The sequence below is a fragment of the Actinomadura latina NBRC 106108 genome (assembly GCF_001552195.1).
In the GTDB taxonomy this organism is placed as follows: domain Bacteria; phylum Actinomycetota; class Actinomycetes; order Streptosporangiales; family Streptosporangiaceae; genus Spirillospora; species Spirillospora latina.
Map to the genome: position 1 here is coordinate 41,912 of NZ_BCQS01000004.1, position 18,535 is coordinate 60,446.

The 18,535-nt window shown below is 74.4% G+C and carries 18 protein-coding genes; 16 read left to right on the forward strand and 2 right to left on the reverse strand.

Annotated features, from left to right (window positions below; genetic code table 11):
* From AL2_RS06095 to AL2_RS06165, 15 genes are all read left to right on the forward strand, one after another.
* Entirely contained in the window at positions 1-1,296 is a 1,296-nt protein-coding gene (locus tag AL2_RS06095; RefSeq protein WP_210748528.1) for an acyl-CoA dehydrogenase family protein, read from the forward strand.
* Complete coding sequence (locus AL2_RS06100; protein WP_067630551.1) at positions 1,293-2,744, forward strand: aldehyde dehydrogenase family protein; 1,452 nt, start codon at positions 1,293-1,295, stop codon at positions 2,742-2,744. Before AL2_RS06095 ends, AL2_RS06100 begins: the two co-directional genes overlap by 4 nt.
* Entirely contained in the window at positions 2,744-3,886 is a 1,143-nt protein-coding gene (locus AL2_RS06105; protein ID WP_067630554.1) for an FAD-dependent oxidoreductase, read from the forward strand. Before AL2_RS06100 ends, AL2_RS06105 begins: the two co-directional genes overlap by 1 nt.
* On the forward strand, positions 3,886-5,310 hold the full coding sequence (locus AL2_RS06110; RefSeq protein WP_067630557.1) for an aldehyde dehydrogenase family protein: 1,425 nt from the start codon (positions 3,886-3,888) through the stop codon (positions 5,308-5,310). Before AL2_RS06105 ends, AL2_RS06110 begins: the two co-directional genes overlap by 1 nt.
* Positions 5,311-5,436: 126 nt before the next feature.
* A complete protein-coding gene (locus AL2_RS06115) occupies positions 5,437-6,417 on the forward strand; it encodes a hypothetical protein (RefSeq protein ID WP_067630560.1) in 981 nt (326 codons plus the stop codon).
* 114 nt (positions 6,418-6,531) lie between these two features.
* The gene (locus AL2_RS06120; RefSeq protein WP_067630563.1) at positions 6,532-8,163 is read left to right on the forward strand and encodes a nitrilase-related carbon-nitrogen hydrolase; all 1,632 of its coding nucleotides are present in this window, start codon (positions 6,532-6,534) and stop codon (positions 8,161-8,163) included.
* Positions 8,160-8,963 (forward strand): oxidoreductase, encoded by an 804-nt coding sequence (locus AL2_RS06125; RefSeq protein WP_083946087.1) that lies wholly within the window; start codon positions 8,160-8,162, stop codon positions 8,961-8,963. Before AL2_RS06120 ends, AL2_RS06125 begins: the two co-directional genes overlap by 4 nt.
* A gap of 8 nt (positions 8,964-8,971) precedes the next feature.
* A complete protein-coding gene (locus AL2_RS06130; protein WP_067630566.1) occupies positions 8,972-9,901 on the forward strand; it encodes a dienelactone hydrolase family protein in 930 nt (309 codons plus the stop codon).
* Between the two features lie 9 nt (positions 9,902-9,910).
* Complete coding sequence (locus tag AL2_RS06135; RefSeq protein WP_067630569.1) at positions 9,911-11,074, forward strand: aromatic ring-hydroxylating dioxygenase subunit alpha; 1,164 nt, start codon at positions 9,911-9,913, stop codon at positions 11,072-11,074.
* The gene (locus AL2_RS06140) at positions 11,071-11,817 is read left to right on the forward strand and encodes a hypothetical protein (protein WP_067630572.1); all 747 of its coding nucleotides are present in this window, start codon (positions 11,071-11,073) and stop codon (positions 11,815-11,817) included. The genes AL2_RS06135 and AL2_RS06140 overlap by 4 nt, the downstream gene beginning before the upstream one ends.
* Complete coding sequence (locus AL2_RS06145; protein WP_067630575.1) at positions 11,810-12,760, forward strand: hypothetical protein; 951 nt, start codon at positions 11,810-11,812, stop codon at positions 12,758-12,760. Before AL2_RS06140 ends, AL2_RS06145 begins: the two co-directional genes overlap by 8 nt.
* The gene (locus AL2_RS06150; protein ID WP_067630578.1) at positions 12,757-13,533 is read left to right on the forward strand and encodes an SDR family oxidoreductase; all 777 of its coding nucleotides are present in this window, start codon (positions 12,757-12,759) and stop codon (positions 13,531-13,533) included. The genes AL2_RS06145 and AL2_RS06150 overlap by 4 nt, the downstream gene beginning before the upstream one ends.
* Positions 13,530-14,150, forward strand: a complete 621-nt coding sequence (locus AL2_RS06155) for a hypothetical protein (RefSeq protein WP_067630581.1) — start codon at positions 13,530-13,532, stop codon at positions 14,148-14,150. Before AL2_RS06150 ends, AL2_RS06155 begins: the two co-directional genes overlap by 4 nt.
* Positions 14,147-14,890 carry a maleate cis-trans isomerase family protein gene (locus tag AL2_RS06160; protein WP_067630584.1) on the forward strand — a complete coding sequence of 248 codons (744 nt, stop codon included), beginning with the start codon at positions 14,147-14,149 and terminating at the stop codon, positions 14,888-14,890. The genes AL2_RS06155 and AL2_RS06160 overlap by 4 nt, the downstream gene beginning before the upstream one ends.
* A gap of 13 nt (positions 14,891-14,903) precedes the next feature.
* Positions 14,904-15,701, forward strand: coding sequence for an alpha/beta fold hydrolase (locus AL2_RS06165; protein WP_067630587.1), 798 nt, complete (start codon positions 14,904-14,906; stop codon positions 15,699-15,701).
* 15 nt (positions 15,702-15,716) lie between these two features.
* Here AL2_RS06165 and AL2_RS06170 read toward each other — a convergent pair whose 3' ends face one another.
* Positions 15,717-16,856: an AI-2E family transporter gene (locus tag AL2_RS06170; protein ID WP_067630590.1), complete on the reverse strand. Its 1,140-nt coding sequence runs from the start codon at positions 16,854-16,856 to the stop codon at positions 15,717-15,719.
* 64 nt (positions 16,857-16,920) lie between these two features.
* Between AL2_RS06170 and AL2_RS06175 the strand changes: the two genes are divergently transcribed.
* A complete protein-coding gene (locus tag AL2_RS06175; RefSeq protein WP_067630593.1) occupies positions 16,921-17,772 on the forward strand; it encodes a DUF72 domain-containing protein in 852 nt (283 codons plus the stop codon).
* Here the strand turns inward: AL2_RS06175 and AL2_RS06180 are convergent.
* Positions 17,769-18,512, reverse strand: coding sequence for a FadR/GntR family transcriptional regulator (locus AL2_RS06180; RefSeq protein WP_067630596.1), 744 nt, complete (start codon positions 18,510-18,512; stop codon positions 17,769-17,771). The genes AL2_RS06175 and AL2_RS06180 overlap by 4 nt on opposite strands.
* Between the last annotated feature and the right edge of the window lie 23 nt (positions 18,513-18,535).

Genomic DNA, 18,535 nt, shown 5'->3' on the forward strand with positions numbered 1-18,535 from the left:
ATGACCCAGCCGACGACCCAGCCGACGGGGCTGACCGGCGAACGGCTCGTCGAGCCGATGACCGGCGCCGAACGCGAGCGGGCCGGGCGCGTGGAGGCGGTGCTGCCCCGGCTGCGCGCGGCCGCCGCGGCCGCCGACGCCGCCGCCGAGTTCCCCGCCGGGCACGTGCCGCTGCTGCGCGAGGCCGGGCTGCTCGGCCTGGTGGTGCCCGCCGAGTACGGCGGCCTCGGCGGCGGGCTGCGCGACCTGGCCGCCGCCACCTACGCGATGGGCACCGCCTGCCCGTCCACCGCGCTGGCGTACTTCTTCCACAACACCAGCGCGTCGCGCGGCCTGCTGCCGCTGGAGGCGGTCGAGGCCGGCCTGTTCAGCGGGGACGACGAGTGCAAGCCCGTGCGGGCGTTCGCCGAGAAGGTGCTGAACCGGATGGCCGCCGGGACGTGGATGGCCAACTTCGCCAGCGAGGAGGTGAAGTCGTCCAGCGCCAACATCGCGATCGCCACGACCGCGTCCCCGGCCGAGGGCGGCTGGGTCCTCAACGGGGTGAAGTCGTTCGGCTGCGCGACCGGCGTCGCCGACACCTACCTGGTGACGGCCCGGCTGGACGGCACGACGGACGCCGACGGGCTGGCGCTGTTCCTGGTGCCGCGCGAGGCGCCGGGCGTCGTGTCCCGCGATCCGTGGAACGGGCTCGGCATGCGGGCGTCCAACAACCACGGGGTGACGCTCACGGACGTGTTCATCCCGGCGGAGGAGGCCCTCACCGTGCCCGGCGCGTTCGTGCGGATGCTGCGGATGAGCCGGGGCAGCTTCGTCGGCAACCAGCTCGCCATCGCGGCCTGCTACCTGGGCGCGGCGCAGAACGTCTACGACTTCGCGATCGAGCGGCTCACCCGCCGGACCTTCGCCGACTCCGGCCGGCCGATCGCGTCGTCACCGATGCACCAGGTGATCATCGGCGACATGACCGAGCGGCTGGAGACGGCCTACCTGTGGATCCGCCGGCAGCTCGAGCTGGAGACCTCTGAGCCGCCGCTGCGGCCGAAGCCCGAGGTGTTCCGGCAGTGGCGCATCGCCAAGGGCGACATCACCGAGGCGTGCTTCCAGGTCGCGCTCGGCGCGTTCAAGGCGTGCGGGACCTCCGCCGCCATGATGGACGGGGTCGTCGGGCGGACGCTGCGCGATCTCGCCATGGGGCTGGTGATGACGTTCCCGGCGGAGCGGGGCAGGCTTGAGGCCGCCCAGATCATCACCGAGAGCAAGGAGAACGAGTTGTTCGCGAGCGTGCCGAGGTGACACCGCCCCATCGCGACCTGGTGGACGGGGAATGGGCGGAGACACCCGCGAACGGCCCCGTCCTGGAGGACCCGGCCACCGGCGCGGAGACCGGCCCGGCCGGGATCACCGGCGAGGCGCGCCTGGAGCGCGCGCTCGCCGCGGCGGACGCGGCGGCGAGCGGCTGGGCGGCGCGCTCCGCCGCCGAGCGCGCCGACCTGCTGGACGCGGTCGCCGGCGCGCTGGAACCGGTGACCGCGGAGATCGCGAGGCTGGAGGCGGCGGCCACCGGCGTCCCGATCCGGCAGGCGCTCCCGCTCGGCATGATCGTGTCCGGGTCGTTCCGGCTGGCCGCCGAGCAGCTGCGCGGAGGCGGCCTGGACGCCGGGTTCACCCGCCCGGACGGCCGGGCGGTGGAGGTGCGGCGGCTGCCGTGGGGGCCGGCGCTGTGCCTGGTCCCGTGGAACGCGCCCGCCCCGATGGCCGCGCACAAGGCGGCCAGCGCGCTCGCCGCCGGCTGCCCGGCGATCCTCAAGCCCAGCGAGTACGCGCCGTACGGGAGCCAGCGGCTCGCCGAGGCCGCCGCGGGGGTCCTCGCCGAGCGGGGCGTTCCGGGCGGGGTGTTCCAGCTCGTCCACGGCGACGGCGGCACCGGCGCGCGGCTGACCGGCGACCCGCGGATCCGGGCGGTGTCGTTCACCGGCGGACCGGCGGGCGGACGGTCGGTCGCCGCCGCCTGCGCGGCCGGGATCAAGCCGGTCCAGCTGGAGCTCGGCGGCAGCAACCCGCTCATCGTGATGCCGGACGCCGACCCGGACCGCGCCGCGCGCGCCGCCGTCGACCTGCTGACCACGCTCAACGGGCAGTGGTGCCGCGCGCTCGGCCGGCTCATCGTGCCCGAGGCCCTCCAGGACGCGCTGCTGGACGCGATCGGCGAACGGCTGGCGGCCCTGCGCGCGGGCCCGCCGCTCGACGAGGACACCGACCTCGGGCCGCTGGTGCACTCCCGCCACCGCGCCCTCGTCACCGCGCAGCGCGACGCGCTCGGCGGGCGGCTCCTCTCCCCCACCAAGGTCCCCGACCGGGGGAACTACCTGGCCCCCGCGCTCGTCACGGGCGTGGACCCCGCCGCCGCCACCGAGGAGATCTTCGGGCCGGTCGCCACCGTCCACCCGTACCGGACGCTAGACGAGGCCGTGGCGCTGGCGAACGGCACCGCGTACGGGCTCGAGGGCTATGTCGCCGGCACCGGCGAGGACGCGGCGCTGGCGGTGGCCTGGCGCGTCCGGGCGGGGGAGGTCAAGGTCAACGGGTCCAGCGTGATGAGCCTGCACCTGTTCGCGCCGCGTCCCGCGTGGGGGGCGTCCGGGCTCGGCGAGGAGGGCACGGCGGAGACGCTGCGGTTCTTCACCAACCCGCGCGTCGTGGGCGTGGAGGACGGGTTCGCCCTGCATTCCCGGGAGCCGTGATGGCGCGCGTACTGGTCGCCGGGGCCGGTCCGGTGGGACTCACCGCGGCGCTGGCTCTGGCGCGCCGCGGTGTCCCGGTCACGGTCCTGGAGGCGGAGCCGGAGCTGGCCGCCGAGTCGCGCGCATCCACGTTCCACCCGCCGTCCTTGGAGATGCTGGACGAGCTGGGCGTGCTCGACGCGCTGCTGGAGCGCGGCCTCGTCTCCCGGACGTTCCAGTACCGGGAGCGGCGCGGCGGCGTCATCGCCGAGCTGGACCTGTCGGTCCTGTCCGGGGACACGCCGTACCCGTTCCGCGTGCAGTGCGAGCAGAGCAAGCTCACCCCGATCCTGCGCGACCGCCTGCTCGCCCTGGGCGGCGAGGTGCTGTTCGGCGCCGCCGTGCGGGCCGTCCTGCCGCACGCGGGCGGCGTGGAGGTGGCGACCGCCGCCGGGCGTCTGCGCGGCGGCTGGCTGATCGGCGCGGACGGCGCCGGCTCGGCGGTCCGCCGCTCCCTGGGCATCGAGTTCGAGGGCATGACGTATCCGGAGCGCTTCCTGGTCGCCTCCACCCGGACCGATGTCGGAGGCCTGCTGCCCGGCATCGCCGCGGTGAACTACGTCTTCGACCCCGGCGAGTGGCTGGTGCTGCTGCGCACCCCCGACCACTGGCGGGTGCTGTTCCCGACCCCGGAGGGCACGCCCGACGCGCACGAGCTGGCGCGGCTGCCCGACCGGCTGCACGGAGTCGCCGACGCCTCCTGGGACGTCGCGCACGCCAGCCTGTACCGGGTCCACCAGCGCGTCGCCGCGACGTTCCGGGCCGGGCGCGTGCTGCTGGCGGGGGACGCCGCGCACGTCAACAACCCGCTGGGCGGCATGGGCATGAACAGCGGAATCCACGACGCAGTCCGGCTCGCCGGCGCGCTCGCGGACGTCCTGGACGGCGGCCCGGAGGCGGCGCTCGACGCGGCCGCGGCGGCGCGCCGCGACACGGCGCGGTCGTTCGTGCAGCGGGTGACGCACGCCAACTGGGAGCGGATGCGGTCCGGCGACCCGGGCGGATACCACGAGGAGCTGCGGCGGCTCGCCGCCGATCCGGTGGAGATGCGGCGGTACCTCCTGCGCACCTCGATGATCGCCTCGCTGCGGGACGCCGCGTGATGCCCGGCGAGATCGTCCGGGAGAACCCGGCCCGGCTGGAGGAGATCGTCGGCCGCGTCCGGGTGGCGGGCGCGGCGGAGGTGGACCGGGCCGTCCGGGAGGCGGAGGCGGGGCAGCGCGAATGGCGGCTCGTGGCGGCCGGCGAGCGGGCTGGCCTCCTGCGCGCGGCGGCCGGCGCCATCGACGCGATGCCCGGCATGGCGGTGCTGCTGGCCCGCGAGACCGGCAAACCGCTCGCCGACTGCGCCGGGGAACTGCGGTTCGCCACCGCCTGCCTGCGCTGGGTCGCCGAGCACGCGCCCGTGGCGCTCGCCGACCGGGAGACCGGCGACGCGGCCGGGCGGCTCGTCCTGCGGTACCGCCCGTACGGGGTCGTCGCGGCGGTCACGCCGTGGAACGCGCCGGTCATCCTCGCCCTGCTGAAGGTGGGCCCGGCGCTCGCCGCCGGGAACACGGTGGTGGTCAAACCGTCCCCGCTCGCGCCGCTGACGATCACGCGGGTGCTAGAGGCGTTCCCGCCGGGGCTCGTCCGGGTGGTGCACGGCGGCGCGGCGGCGGGCCGGGCGCTCGCCGGCCACTCCCGCGTGCACCGGGTCGCGTTCACCGGCGGCGGCGCGGCGGGCCGCGCCATCGGGGCGGCCGCCGCCGGGGCGGTCACCCCGGTCCTGCTGGAGCTGGGCGGCAACGACCCGGTCGTGCTGCTGGACGACGCGGACCTCACCGACGAGGCGATGGACCGCCTCGTCATGGCGTCCTTCGCCACCGCCGGACAGGTCTGCATGGCGGCCAAGCGCCTGTACGCGCCGAGGCCGCGGCTGGCCGAGGTCCGCGACGCCTACCTGGCGGCGGCCGAGCGGGTCCTCGTGCTCGGCGACCCGCTGGACGCGGAGACCACGGTCGGACCGGTCATCTCGGCGGACGCCGCCGCCCGCGTCCGGGACCTGATCGGCGGCTCGGCCGGGCGCGGCGGCACCGTCACCGAGCTGGGGACGGTCCGCGCCGACATGGGGCGCGGCCATTTCGTCCGGCCGGCACTGGTCATGGACGTGGCCGATGACGCGCCGGTCGTGGCCGAGGAGCAGTTCGGCCCGGTCGTCCCGCTGCTGGCCTATGACGACGAGGACGAGGTCGTCGCCCGCGCCAACGCCGGCGACCTCGGGCTCGGCGCGTCGGTCTGGTCGGCCGACGAGGACCGCGCGTTCGCGTTCGCCCGCCGGTTCGACGCCGGATTCACGTTCGTGAACACCCACAACCGCACCGGGATGGCGCTGCGGGCGCCGTTCGGCGGGGTGAAGCGCAGCGGGCACGGCCGCGAGTACGGCGCCGAGGGCCTGCTGGAGTACGCGCAGGCGTGCGCGATCCACGCGCCCGCCGCGTTCCGCGCGGGCGGCGCCGGCATGGGCGCGGGCGCGTACCCGGGCTGACCGCGCCGTTATCCGGTCGCGGCGCCGGACCCATTGCCCTCGCGCCCGCCGGCGTGCTTAATGGGGATGCCATATTGGAAACTCTGTTTCGCTGAGCGAAACGGAGTGGTTGCCTTCGGAGGCAGCATGCGCACCGTACGTGCCGTCCGGACCCTCACCGGAGCCACCGCCGCCGCCCTCGCGCTCACCGCCGCCGGCCCCCTGTCCCCCGCCCGGGCCGACGTCACCCGCGTCCAGACCACCGTCGAGATCCGCTGCGCGTTCACGATCCTCGACCAGAGCGCCGACTGGTACTTCCCGTCCGGCACGCCCCAGGGGCTGGTCTGGCTGCAGCACGGCTTCGCCCGCTCGAACGGCAACGTCGCCGACCTCGCGTCCGCGTACGCCGCCGCCGGCTACCTGGTGTTCGCGCCGACCCTGCCCACGGCGAACATCTTCGGCTGCACGCTGGAGAACCTGGGCAACAACACCGGCTTCCTCGGCAATGTCGCCGACCTCTTCGTGAAGATGGGCGACCCGTCCGACAAGCTCGGCCGGAGCTTCGCCAAGGCCAAGGCCCAGGCGGGACGGCCGGGACTCGCGCTGCCCGGCTCCCTGGTCTTCTCCGGGCACTCGGCGGGCGGCGAGGCCGTCAGCTACGTCGCCGGGAGGCTCCGCACCGACGGCGCGGCGGCGTGGGCCCGGCTCCGCGGCCTGGTGCTGCTGGACCCGGTGAAGTCGTTCATCGGCGGCAACCTCGCCACCGGCCTGACCGCGGTGGACGGGACCGGCCGCATGATCCGCACGATCTCCGGGCCGGACGGCACCTGCAACAACAGCGGCAGCGGAACCGACCTCGTCCAGGCCGACGTGCACGCGCCCTTCGTCGGCGTGCGGCTGACCACCGGCGCGCACACCGACGCCGAGGGCGCCAGCACCGACTCCGCGGGGACCCTCGCCTGCGGCACCCCGAAGGCCGAGAACGTGGCGACCCTCCAGACCTTCGCGGTCGCCTGGGCCGAGGACGCCTTCAACGGCACGCGGACCGCCGCCTATCTACCGGGCGGCTCCTACTACCAGAGCCAGTTGTCCAGCGGACGGATCGAGACCCTGTCCGGCGCCTCCTGACCGCGCACCCCGCCCGCCCCGGCGCGAAGTTTCTTCCCGGCGGCTCTGGCGGGCGGGGGACCGCGCTTGTAAGGTTTTGGAAACAGCGTTTCGCTAGAGGAACCGGGAGGCCCGATGGGTCCGGTCCGGGTGGCCGCCGTCCAGTTCGCGGCGGGCCTCGACGCGCCCGGCAACCTCGCCACCTGCCTGCGCATGGTGGACCGGGCGGCCGCCGAGGGTGCGAGCATCATCGTTCTGCCGGAGTTCTGCAACCGCCTGTCCTGGTACGCGGACCGCGCGGCCGCGGAGCGGCACGCCTGCACCCTGGAGGGCCCGTTCCTCACCGCGATCGCCGCCAGGGCCGCCGCGCACCGCGCGCACATCAAGATCAACGTCACGCTGGCCGGCGGCGGCCGGGTCACCGTCGCCAGCCTGCTCTACGGGCCGGACGGCGCGCTGCTCGGCCGGTCCGACAAGCTGACGCTGATGGGCGCCGAGGGCGACCACCTCGATCCCGGCACCGCCGCCGGGCCCGTCATCGCCACCCCGCACGGCCGCCTCGGCATGTACGCGTGCATGGAGGGCGTCACCAGCGACGTCCCGCGCGATCTGGCGGTACGCGGCGCGCAGGTCCTGCTCAACAGCCTCAACTCGTTCGCCACCGACGAGGCGAGCCTGCACGTCCCGGTCCGCGCCGCCGAGAACAAGGTGTGGGTGGTCGCCGCCAACAAGGTCGGCCCGCTGCTGCCCGAAGCGCTGCTGCCCGCGATCGCCGAGCGGCTGGGGGTGCCGCCGGAACTGCTGGACGGCGCCGGCGAGAGCCAGATCGTCGCGCCGGACGGGACCGTCGTGGCGAAGGGGCCGCGCACCGGCGAGGCGGTCGTCACCGCCGACATCGACCCGTCGCTCGCCGACCGCAAGACCCGCCCGGACGGCACCGACCTGTTCGCGTCCCGCAGGCCGCGCCTGTACGCGCCGATCGTCCGGCCGCCCCGCCCTCGCGAGGCGCCTCCGGGCGACGCGAAGGCGGACGTGGCCGTCGTCCGCTCCCCCGGCCTCGTGCGGCGGGCCGCGCACGCCGGGGCCGAGCTGATCGTCCTGCCGGAGCTCGCCTTCGGCCTCGACGCCGGTCCCGGCGCCGTCGTCGCGGAACTCGCCCGCGCGCTCCAGGGCACCACCGCGCACGCGGTGACCAGCGTGCGGGAGGGCGCCACGCACGCCGCCTACCTGGTGAACGCCGACGGCCTGGCCGGAAGCCAGCCGCAGCTGCACGCCAGTGCCCGCCATTCGGGCTGGGCCACCCGGTACGGCGAGGGCCTGGAGGTCTTCGCCCTCCCCTGGGGGCGGCTCGCGCTCGTCACCGGCGACGACTCCCTCTACCCCGAGGTGTTCCGGCTCGCCGCCATCGCCGACGCCGACGCCGTCGCGGTCCCCTTCGCCCCCGCCGAGGACTGGGAGATCTCGATCGGCCTGCCCGAACGCGCCGCCGAGAACCGGCTGAACGTCATCGCCTCCGGCCCGGACGGCGGCCTGATCCTCGCGGTCCCCGCCGACTTCACCCTGTGGACGTCCTGGGAGGGCCCGTTCGAGGGCCGCATCAGCCACCCGCTCGTCACCCGCGCCACCGAGCCGGTCACCCTTGCGGCCGTCCATCCGGCCCAGGCTGTCAACCGCCTCGTCTCCAAGAACACCGACCTGGTCGGCGGGCGTCCCGCGCACGCGGTCGCCGCGCTGGCCGACGACGAACTGAGCGGAGCGTCCCGTTGAAGGAAACGCTGCAGCACGTCGAGCAGATGGTGGACGAGTCCCCCGCCGTCGACGTGACCGAGACCTTCCACCGGTTCGGGTCGATCCTGACCGGGCTGAAGGCGAAGATCGACGGGCGGTTCGAGCTGGCCCGCGACCCGTCCACCGAGGTCCTGGAGTCGTACGGGAACCCGCCGGAGAGCCCCGGCGGGCGCCTGGCCGCCTACACCGGACCCGAGGTCGACTGGATGGTGCACTCGTGGCTCGGGAACCCGGCCGCGGGCTTCGCCAACCTGCACCTGACCGTGTGGCTCGGCCCGCACATCCGGGTGCCGCATCTGGGCATCGCGCTGCTCGTCTGGCCGGAGGGCTGGTTCTACGTCGACTCCGTGCCCCGCACGAACCTGCTCGCCGACGGCGGCTACTACGACGCCTACTACGAGCCGCTCAACGAGGAATGGCTGGCGGTGCGGGAGGCGAACCCGCAGCTGGAGTGGTTCACCAGCCGCGCCGGGTTCATCCGGGCGAGCCTGTCCCCCACCGCGCACTGCCACTCCTTCCCGCGCGAGGAGAAGAACGTCGACCTGGTGGAGCGGCTGCTGGACGAGCACGTCGACCGCTGGCTCCGCTGGGTCGACGAGGCCCCGCCCGTGCCCGGGGAGGAGCGCGCGGCGCTCGCCGCCGCCGACCTCGCGACCCGGCGCAACATCGCCGAGCGCGACCCCGCGAACGTGATGGGCGTCCGGTACTTCGGGCAGGAGACCACCGACCGGCTCGTGCGTGCGCTGTGGGGCGGCGACCGAGAACTGCCCCGCCCGTGAGCGCCCTAATGGACGTGCGGTCCCTGTGGTGGTCGGCGGACACCGGCGGCCCCGCGCCGTTCGGCACCGCGCACCTGAAGGTCTACTACCCGGCCCGCGCCGAGGGCACCGACGCCGAACGGCTGTCCGGGGTGTTCCCGCCCGATCCGCGGGACGCCCCGTACCCGGTCGTCGTGTTCTGCTCCGGCGTGAACGTCGAGCAGGCCGTCTACCGGGAACTGGCGGCCGGCGTCGCCGCCGCCGGGTTCGCCGTCGTGACGTTCGACCGGGTCGCGGAGCTGTTCGGCGGCCAGTACGGGCTCACACCGGGCGTCGACCTGGACGCGGCCCGTCCCGGCGCCTACGGCACCCGCCCGACGTGCCCCGCCATCCCCGCCGTGCTGGACGCGCTGAGCGGGATCGACCTGCTGAAGGACGTGCTCGACCTGGACCGGGTCGCCCTCGGCGGGCACTCGGCGGGGGGCACGGTCGTGCTCCAGTCGGCCCGGTTCGTCCCCAATGTGCGGGCCTGCTTCGCCTACGGGACGCACACCATGGTCGCCACCATGCTGGGCTGGCCGCCCGGCACCGTGCTGCCCGCGCAGGTCGACTGCCCGGTGCTGCTCGGCGTCGGCACCGAGGACGGCGTGATCATGGGCAGCTCGGACCGGTACGGCCAGGACGGCCCGTCCGACCCGGTCGCCCGCACGTTCGGCGAGGCGCTGAGCGATCCGCGCGACCTGCTCGCCGTCGTGCGCGGCGCCAACCACTTCGCCGTCGCGGACCCGGTCGACCCGACCGCGGCCCGCGCCTTCCTCGACCGGCGGCCCGCGACCGACCCCGGCGCGGCCCGCCGCGCCTTCACCGACCTGGTCACCGCGTTCCTGCGCGCCCACGTGCGCGGGGAGGACGTGGCACCGTCCGCCGACCCTGCGCTCATCGACCTCCGGCGCCGATAGGGAGCCCCCATGCTCAAGAACTTCTGGTACGCGGTCGAGTTCGCGCACGAGGTGACCCGCGCGCCGCGGCGCGTCACCTGCCTCGGGCAGGACTTCGTCCTCTACCGCAAGCGCGACGGCGCCGTGGTCTGCCTGTCGGACCTGTGCGTGCACCGCGGCGCCGCGCTGTCGGCGGGCAGGCTCGTCGGCGACGACGAGATCGCCTGCCCCTACCACGGCTGGCAGTACGGGCCGGACGGCGCGTGCAGCAGGATCCCGGCGAACCCGCCGGGCCGCGGCATCCCGAAGAAGGCCCGCGTCGACTCCTATCCCGTCCGGGAGGAGTACGGGATGGTCTGGGCCTTCCTCGGCGACCTGCCGGAGGCGGAGCGCCCGCCCATCCCGCACTTCCCCGAGCACGCGGACCCCGCGTTCCGCGCCGTCCACGTCCAGCTGGTCGTCGAGGCCAACTACGAGCGGACGTTCGAGAACGTGGTGGACGCCGCGCACACGCCGTTCGTGCACGGCACCCGGTTCGGCAACCCCGACAAGCCGGAGATCCCCGACTACGAGATCACGCAGGACGACTGGTCGGCGGCCGCCGACATCTCGCTCAGCCCGCCGCCCGCGAAGGGCCTCTGGAAGCGGCTGTACAAGGAGGCGCCGGAGGAGGTCATCGCCACCAACGGCTGGTTCCTGCCGAACATCGTGAAGCTGCACGTGCGGCTGCCGTTCGGGGACATGATCCTCTACGACCACAACGTCCCGCTCGACCGGAACCGCACCCTCGTCAAGATCGTCGGGTACCGGAACTTCTTCACCGGCAGGTGGGCCGACCGCGACGCCCGCAAGCGGATCCTCAGCATCCTGCTGCAGGACAAGCCGGTCGTGGAGAGCCAGCGGCCCGAGCTGCTGCCCTACGACCTGCCCGACGAGCTGCACCTGCGCAGCGACGCCCTCCAGGTCGCCTACCGGCGCCGCCGGCAGCAGCTCATGGCGGACGGCTGGTGGCTCGGCGACGACGACCACATGGCCGTCAACGGCAGGCGCGGGAGCGCGACCGTCATCCCGTCCCCGGCCCGCCGCGAGAACCCGGAGCTGGCCCGCGCCTGGCAGCACCGCGCCCGCGGCGGCACCCCGGTCCCCGTCCCGAAGACCACCACCGAAGACATCACCGAAGGAGTCAGCGAGTGAGCGCGTCGCCGCCGAAGGCACTGAGCGATCGGACGCTGGCCGCGCTGGCGGGCATCGAGGAGCTGACGCCGGTCCTGGAGAAGGACCTCGTGAGCGCGATGTCCCCGGACCCGGTCGGCACGCTGCGCGTCCTGCGCGGCGAGCGGATCGCGAAGGTCGTCTGCATCGGGCTGACCGTCGAGCAGATCGGCATGGACAGCCACATGATCTTCGCGTTCACCGCCGCGGACTCGGCCGTCCCGCACTTCACGCTCGACTCGGTGAAGGCGGGCGGCTACCTCGCCTACCACATCGACCTCGTGCCGCGCGCCGACCTCGGCGCGCACCTGGAGTACGTCAACGCGGTCTTCCAGCCGCTGACGCCGGCGTTCGAGGAGGTCAGGGAGCGGTTCGGGCCGTCCACCGCCGCGATCGGGCCCCGGCAGCACGCCGTGATGTCGCCCTGGATGCTCGTCAACCGGGCGGACGAGGAGCACTTCCGGCAGATCGGCGCCTACCTCGACCGCTACTTCGAGCACTGGCGGGACCTGCTGGTCAAGGGCGTCCCCGACGACGTGCGCGCCACGCTCGCGGACACCGACCTGGCCGCCCGCGACGCACGCAACCGCGCCGCCCTGTTCAGCCCGGAGGTCGACCCGGTGTGGGCGAACGTGGCCCGGCTGGTCGGCGACGAGCAGGCCGAGGAGCTGCGCGGCGAGCTGCTGAGCAACGATCTGCCGGACGGCGCGGCCGCCGATGGCTGAGCCGAGCGAGTGGCAGGCCCGCATCGAGGGCGAGTGGCACGGGCGCCCGTCGCTGTTCGACGCGACCGGCACCTGGCAGGGGTTCGAGGACATCCGCCGGTCGTCGGTCTTCGAGGACGGCGCCACCACCTACTACATGGACGGCGGCCTGGAGGGCGGCGGCCCCCTCGCCGGGCGGTTCCGGCTCGGCGCGCCGTTCGCGTTCGGGGTCGTCGACTCCGACAGCGACCGCGTCTACACCGGGCCCGACTTCCACGGAACCGGGCAGCCGTACGGCGGGTTCGTCGACGCGCACTACTACGGGCCCGGCTGGCAGGTGGACCTCAACACCTGGAACCACGTCCTGCCCGACGGCGAGACACAGGTGTACTCGTCCACCCTCTACCAGGGCTGGGCGCTCGTCGGCTGCTTCAACGGCGTCTACAAGCGCAGCACCGACTACGACACCAGCGCCGCGACGCGGGAGACGATCGACCGGTTCCTGGCCGACGAGACGCGGCACGGCCCGGTCCCCTACATCCTGCCGACCAAGCAGCGCGGCGCCTACGGCGGGACGTGCGAGCTGTGGGGCGCCGACCAGAAGCCGGCCGGCGAGGTCGCCGTGTCGATCGAGCTGGAGCCCGTCGACCTGCTGCGCACCCGCCGGCACGTCACGTGGACCGGCGCCCTCCAGCGGACCTACACGGTGGAGGCCAGGCGGGACGGGTTCCGCTCCTTCTTCGAAGGTCCCGGCGCCTGGGGCAACTCGCAGGCGTTCGGGCGGGCCGACTACCCGGTCGTCCACTTCGGCGACGTGTGGAAGCTGAAGGGCCGCGAGTTCATGATCGACGCCAGGCCCGGGATGTCGGCCGGGGAGACACTCGCCGTCGTGTACGAGCTGTTCAAGGGCAACGTCCTGCACAGCGTCCTGCACGGCGTGCTGAGCTGGGAGGCCGCATCGTGACCGCCGTCGTCGTCACCGGCGGGACGCGCGGGATCGGGCTCGGGCTCGCGAAGGAGTTCCTCGCCCGGGACGCCCGCGTCGCGATCTGCGGCCGGTCCCGGGAGTCGGTCGGCAAGGCGCTCGCCGAACTGGGCGACGGCGCGGTCGGGACCGTCTGCGACATGGCCGACCGCGACCAGGTGCAGGCGCTGTGGGACACGGCGGCCGGCGCGTTCGGGCGGATCGACCACTGGATCAACAACGCGGGCGTCTCCACCGCCCGCCGCCCGCTCACCGAACTGCCGCCCGAGCAGCTCGACACGGTCGTGGCGGCCAATCTGCTCGGCGTCATGCACGGCAGCGCCGTCGCGGTGCGCGGCATGACCGGGCAGGGCGGCGGCACCGTGTGGAACATGGCCGGGCTCGGCAGTGACGGCCGCACCGTCCCCGGGCTGATCGCCTACGGGGCGACCAAGCGCGGCGCCGACTACCTCACGACCGGCCTGGCCAAGGAGGTCGAGGGCGGCCCGGTGAAGGTGGCGCACCTGTCCCCCGGCATGGTCGTCACGGACCTCCTCGTCCGGGACTACTCCCCCGAGGAGCTGGCCAAGGCGAAGAAGGTCTTCAACATCCTGGCCGACCGGGTGGAGACGGTGACGCCCTGGCTGGCCGACCGGGTCCTGGCCGGGACGAAGAACGGCGGCACGGTCGCCTGGCTCACCACACCCAAGATCATGGGACGGTTCCTGCTCGGCGCCGTCCGCAAGCGCGACCTGTTCGGCGACGCGCCGTGACCGAGTACCCGATCGCGCTGGCCGCCGAGGACTTCGTCCCGGTGGCGCTGACCGCGGCCGGGGTGGCCATGCTGCGGCACAAGCACCCCCTGGTCCCCGTCGCCGCCGCGCTCGTCGTGGCGGGCGGGTTCGCCAAGGCGACCTGGAAGCTGGTCGTCGCCCTCGGCGGGCCGGACCTGCGCTGGCTGCACGAGGCGCTGTTCCCGCTGCTGGCGATCGGCTTCACGCTGCTGGTGTTCGCGCTGGCGCGGGAGCTGCGCCGTTCGGGCCACCCGGCCATGCTCGCCGTCCCGCTCGCCTCGGCGCTGGCGGGCTCGGCCGTCCTGCGCGACACCTGGCCCGCGATGGTGTGGACGATCATCGCGGTGACCGGCGCGGGCGCTCTGCTGCTGCGGTCGGCCGCGCGGGCGGGCGACCGGCTCGGCGCCTCGCTCTTCGGGCTCTGGCTCGCCGGGCAGTACCTGCTCGGCCCGATGGCGGCGCGAGCCGAGCAGTCCATCGCCCTGCAGTGGGTGGAGCAGTCCTGCAACACGGTCGCGCAGGCGGCGTTCGCGTTCGCCGCCTGGCGGCTCACCACGGCGACCCGTGCACGGACCATGGAAAGGACGGCGGCGTGACGGACGCACTCGGCTGGCGGCGCAAGTTCGGCGTGATCGCGCCCTCCACCAACACCATCGTCGAACCCGACTTCTACCGGATGGGCGTCCCCGGCGTGACGTCCCACTTCTCCCGCATCCACATCCGCGACCAGAACATGGCCGGCGACGCGGGCATGGAGCGGCTCCTGGAGCAGATCCGCGACGAGATCGGCGCGGCCTGCGAGCGGGTGCTGACCTGCGAGCCCGACTACATGGTGATGGGCATGTCCGCCGAGACGTTCTGGGGCGGCGTGGAGGGCAACAAGCAGTTCGTCAAGCAGATCAACGACATCACCGGCCTGCGGGTGGCGACCGGCGCCGAGGCGTGCGAGCGCGCGCTGACGCTGTTCGGGGCGCGGCGGATCGGCGTCGTCACCCCGTACCAGCCGGTGGGCGACGCGAACGTCCGGCGGTTCTTCACCGAGATCGGCTTCGAGGTCGACAAGATCATCGGGCTGAGGTGCCCGACCGCCGTGTCGATCGCGCACGTCACCCGGGCGGAGCTGCGCGAGGCGCTGCACGAGCTCGCCGCCGGGGAGGTCGACGCGCTGGTCCAGTGCGGCACCAACCTGTCGATGGTCGCGACGGCCGACGAGGCCGAACGCAGCCTCGGCCTGCCCGTCATCGCGATCAACGCGGCCACCTGGTGGATGGCCCTGCGCGACAACGGCATCGGCGACAAGGTCCACGGCGCCGGCACCCTCCTGCGCGAGCACTGACGGGAGGCGGCCGGTGAGGACCGAGGGCGGGTACGCCGACACGGAATGGGGCCAGGTCCACTACCGGGTCAACGGGCGCTCCGGGCCGTGGATCGGGCTGTTCCACGAGTCCCCGCTGTCGTCGCGGGTGTTCGAGGAGGTCCTGCCCGTGCTCGGCCGGCACGCCCGCGCCGTCGCGTTCGACACCCCCGGCTACGGCGCGTCCGACGCTCCTCCCGGGCCCGGGTTCGAGATCCCCGACTACGGACGCGTGCTCGCGCGGGCGGCGGCCGGCATCGGGATGGAGCGCCCCGTGCTCGGCGGCGTCCACAGCGGCGCCTCCCTGGCGCTCGCCGCCTCCGCGCACCTGCCCGTCGCGGGGCTGGTGCTGAGCGGCGTCCCGCTCTTCACCGCGGACGAGCGGGCCGCGTTCATCGCCGGCTGGACGCCCGAGGCGCCGCTGGACGACCGGGGGTCGCAGTTCGGCTGGGCCGTCGACCGCTACCTGCGCGGCTGGGGGCCCGGCGTCCCCCCGGAGCTGCTCCACCTGGCCGTGGTCGAGATGATGCGCGTCGCCGGCCGCTACGACTGGGGGTATCAGGCGGCGTTCCGGTACGACCCGGCGGACGCGCTCGCGGCGGCCGACGCGCCCGTCCTCCTGCTGAACACCGAGTCCGACGTCCTCTCCGCCAAGGACCCGGTGGCCATGGGGCTCGCCCGCGACGCCCGCCGCGTCGTCCTGCCCGGCCTGCCGGGGCAGCCGCACCTGCGGGCTCCCGGCGACTTCGCCGCCGCGCTGCTCGATTTCGCCCGCGAGACGACCGGCTCCTGACTCGCCGCGGCCGGGCTAGGCACCACTCGCGGGCGGTGGCGCAGGCGGGGATTCGGGCGGAGACCGGGACTCGGGCGGGGACTCGGGCACGGACGGGGACTCGGGCACGGACGGGGACTCGGCGGCGAGCACGGACGCGACCCGGTACACGACCGCGACGACCGGCACGGCGATGACGGCGCCCGCGACGCCCGCCAGCAGCGTCCCGGCCGTGACCGAGACGACGACCACGACCGGGTGCAGGTTCAGCGTCCGGCCCATGATCAGCGGTTGCAGGAGGTGGCTCTCGGCCTGCTGGACGGCGATCACCGCGCCGAGCACGAGCAGCGCGTCGGTGAGCCCGCCGCTGACGAACGCGATGAGCACGGCGGCGGCGCCCGCGACGATCGCCCCGGCGAACGGGATGAACGCGGCGATGAACGTCAGCAGGGTCAGCGGCAGCGCGAACGGCACTCCGATCAGCACGAGCGCCAAGCCGATGCCGAGCGCGTCCACCAGCGCGATCAGCACGATGCCGTGCACGTAGGAGACGAGCGCCTGCCATCCCGCCCGGCCCGCCGCGTCGATCTTCGGGCGGCGGTGCGCGGGCGCCAGGCGCGTGATCCAGCCCCACATGTCCAGGCCGTCCTTCAGCATGAAGAACAGCAGGAACAGGGAGATGAGCGCGGCGGCGGCCACCTCGGCGGCGACGCTCGCGCTCGTCATCGGGTCGGGTGAGGCCCGGCGTGCGGCCCTGATCGTGCCGTCGACGATGTTGTCGAGCTGCCGCTCGCTGAGCGGCAGGGGGCCGTTGACGAGCTGGTCGCGGGCCCGGTCCAGCCCGCTGGTCAGGCCGCTGCTCATCTCCCGCCACTGCCCGGCGACCTGGTCGCCGACCAGGGTGAGCGACCCGGCGATCACGAGGAGCAGGGTCAGCAGCCCGGACAGCGCGGCCGCCCAGGCGGGCGCCCGCAGCCGCCGCACCTGGCGGGCCACCGGCGCCACCAGCGCGGTCAGCAGCAGCGCGGCGATGATCGACATCGTCAGCGCCATGACCTTGACCAGGACGTAGACCACCAGCCAGACGGCCGCCGCGACGAGGAGCAGGCACGCCGCCACCGCCGCGGCGTCGCGCAGCGCGGACGGAACGGACTGCATTCCCCTGCCGCTGGTCATCGCGCGCCTCGTACCCGGTCGTCCGCACGGCAATCCCCCCGCGGGGTTCGGTAGCGTCGGGCGGATGCGGGTTCATGTGGGGTGCGCGATGTGGGCGCACGCGCGATGGCAGGGACGGTTCCTGCCCCCGGCGCTGCCCCCGGGCGAGCGGCTGCGCGCCTACGCGAGCTGGTGCGACGCGGTGGAGGGCAACACGACCTTCTACGCGACACCCGCGCGGAGCGCGGTGGAGTCGTGGGCGGAGCAGACCGAGCCGGGCTTCCGGTTCGTGGTGAAGCTGCCGAAGACGATCACGCACGAGCGGCGGCTCGCGGGGTTCGAGGAGGACCTCCGGTCGTTCCTGTGGGCGATGGAGCCGCTGGAGTCGCGGACGCACGCCCTCTGGGTGCAGCTGCCGGGCTCGTTCGGTCCCGGCGGCCTGGGGACGCTGGCCGGGTTCCTGCGCGGGCTCCCCACCGCGCACCGGTACGCCGTCGAGGTGCGCCATCGGGCGTTCTTCGAGGACGCGCGGTCCGCGCGCGACCTGGAGCGGGTGCTCGGGCAGGCCGGGGCCGAGTGGGTTCCGTTCGACACCACCGCCTTCTTCGCGAGCCCGCCGACCAGCGACGCCGAACGGGACGCGTGGACGAAGAAGCCGCGCGTGCCGCGCCGCTCCGCCGCGCTGACCGAGCGCCCGATCGTCCGCTACCTCGGACGGGACGACACCGACCGCACCGTGGAGGGCTGGCGGTTCTGGGTGGAGAAGGCCGTGGAATGGGTCCGCGAGGGACGCTCCCCGACCGTGTTCGTCCACACGCCGGACAACGCGGACGCGCTCCCCCTGGCCCGCCGCTTCCACGACGAGGTCCGGGCGCGGGCACCGGAGGTCGAGCCGCTGCCGGAGCCGGCGCCGGCGGAGCCGCCCACCCTGTTCTAGGTCTCCTCGTTGTTCTGGGTCTCCTCGTTCCAGGTCTCGTCGCCGGCGTCCAGCATCGCCCGGGTGGCCTCGTCGACGATGTCGCGCATGGCGCGTTCGGCGGCGTCCGCGTCCCCCGCCTGGACGGCCTGCGCGACCTCCGCGTGCCAGCGGATCGCGGCCGGCTCCGGATGGGCGGGCATCAGGTGGTGGTGGGTGCGGCCGGCGAGGACGGCGGCGACCACGCCGCTGAGCCCGGCCATCATCTCGTTGCCGGACGCCTCCAGCAGCGTCCGGTGGAACACGATGTCCGCGACGAGGTAGGCCTCCAGGTCGCCGGACCGGCCGTGCACCGCCATGTCCATGACGGCGCCGGTCAGCGTGCCGCAATGCGCGGGCGTGGCGCGGCGGGCGGCGAGCGCGGCGGCGACCGGCTCCAGCCCGCGGCGCAGCTCGCCGAGGGAGCGCAACTGCTCGTCGCGGCCCGCGCCGTCCAGCCGCCAGCCGATGATCTGCGGGTGGAAGAGGTTCCACCGCGCCCGCTCGGCGACCGTGATGCCGACCCGGCGGCGGCTGGTGACCATGCCCATCGACTCCAGGACGCGGATCGCCTCCCGCACCACCGACCGGGAGACCCCGAACCGGGCCTCCAGCTGCTCGATCCGCAGCACCTCGCCGGCGTCGAGCTCGCCGGACGTGATCAGCGTGCCGAGCCGGTCGAGGACGCTGCCGTGCAGCCCGGCCTGCGGGTTGTCCACCATGGCCCAATCATCACACGAAGCGC

Coding starts and splice junctions, on each gene's coding strand:
- AL2_RS06095 (WP_210748528.1), top strand. CDS start 1: ATGACCCAGCCGACGACCCAGCCGACGGGGCTGACCGGCGAACGGCTC.
- AL2_RS06105 (WP_067630554.1), top strand. CDS start 2,744: ATGGCGCGCGTACTGGTCGCCGGGGCCGGTCCGGTGGGACTCACCGCG.
- AL2_RS06110 (WP_067630557.1), top strand. CDS start 3,886: ATGCCCGGCGAGATCGTCCGGGAGAACCCGGCCCGGCTGGAGGAGATC.
- AL2_RS06115 (WP_067630560.1), top strand. CDS start 5,437: ATGCGCACCGTACGTGCCGTCCGGACCCTCACCGGAGCCACCGCCGCC.
- AL2_RS06120 (WP_067630563.1), top strand. CDS start 6,532: ATGGGTCCGGTCCGGGTGGCCGCCGTCCAGTTCGCGGCGGGCCTCGAC.
- AL2_RS06130 (WP_067630566.1), top strand. CDS start 8,972: ATGGACGTGCGGTCCCTGTGGTGGTCGGCGGACACCGGCGGCCCCGCG.
- AL2_RS06135 (WP_067630569.1), top strand. CDS start 9,911: ATGCTCAAGAACTTCTGGTACGCGGTCGAGTTCGCGCACGAGGTGACC.
- AL2_RS06145 (WP_067630575.1), top strand. CDS start 11,810: ATGGCTGAGCCGAGCGAGTGGCAGGCCCGCATCGAGGGCGAGTGGCAC.
- AL2_RS06170 (WP_067630590.1), bottom strand. CDS start 16,856: ATGACCAGCGGCAGGGGAATGCAGTCCGTTCCGTCCGCGCTGCGCGAC.
- AL2_RS06175 (WP_067630593.1), top strand. CDS start 16,921: ATGCGGGTTCATGTGGGGTGCGCGATGTGGGCGCACGCGCGATGGCAG.
- AL2_RS06180 (WP_067630596.1), bottom strand. CDS start 18,512: ATGGTGGACAACCCGCAGGCCGGGCTGCACGGCAGCGTCCTCGACCGG.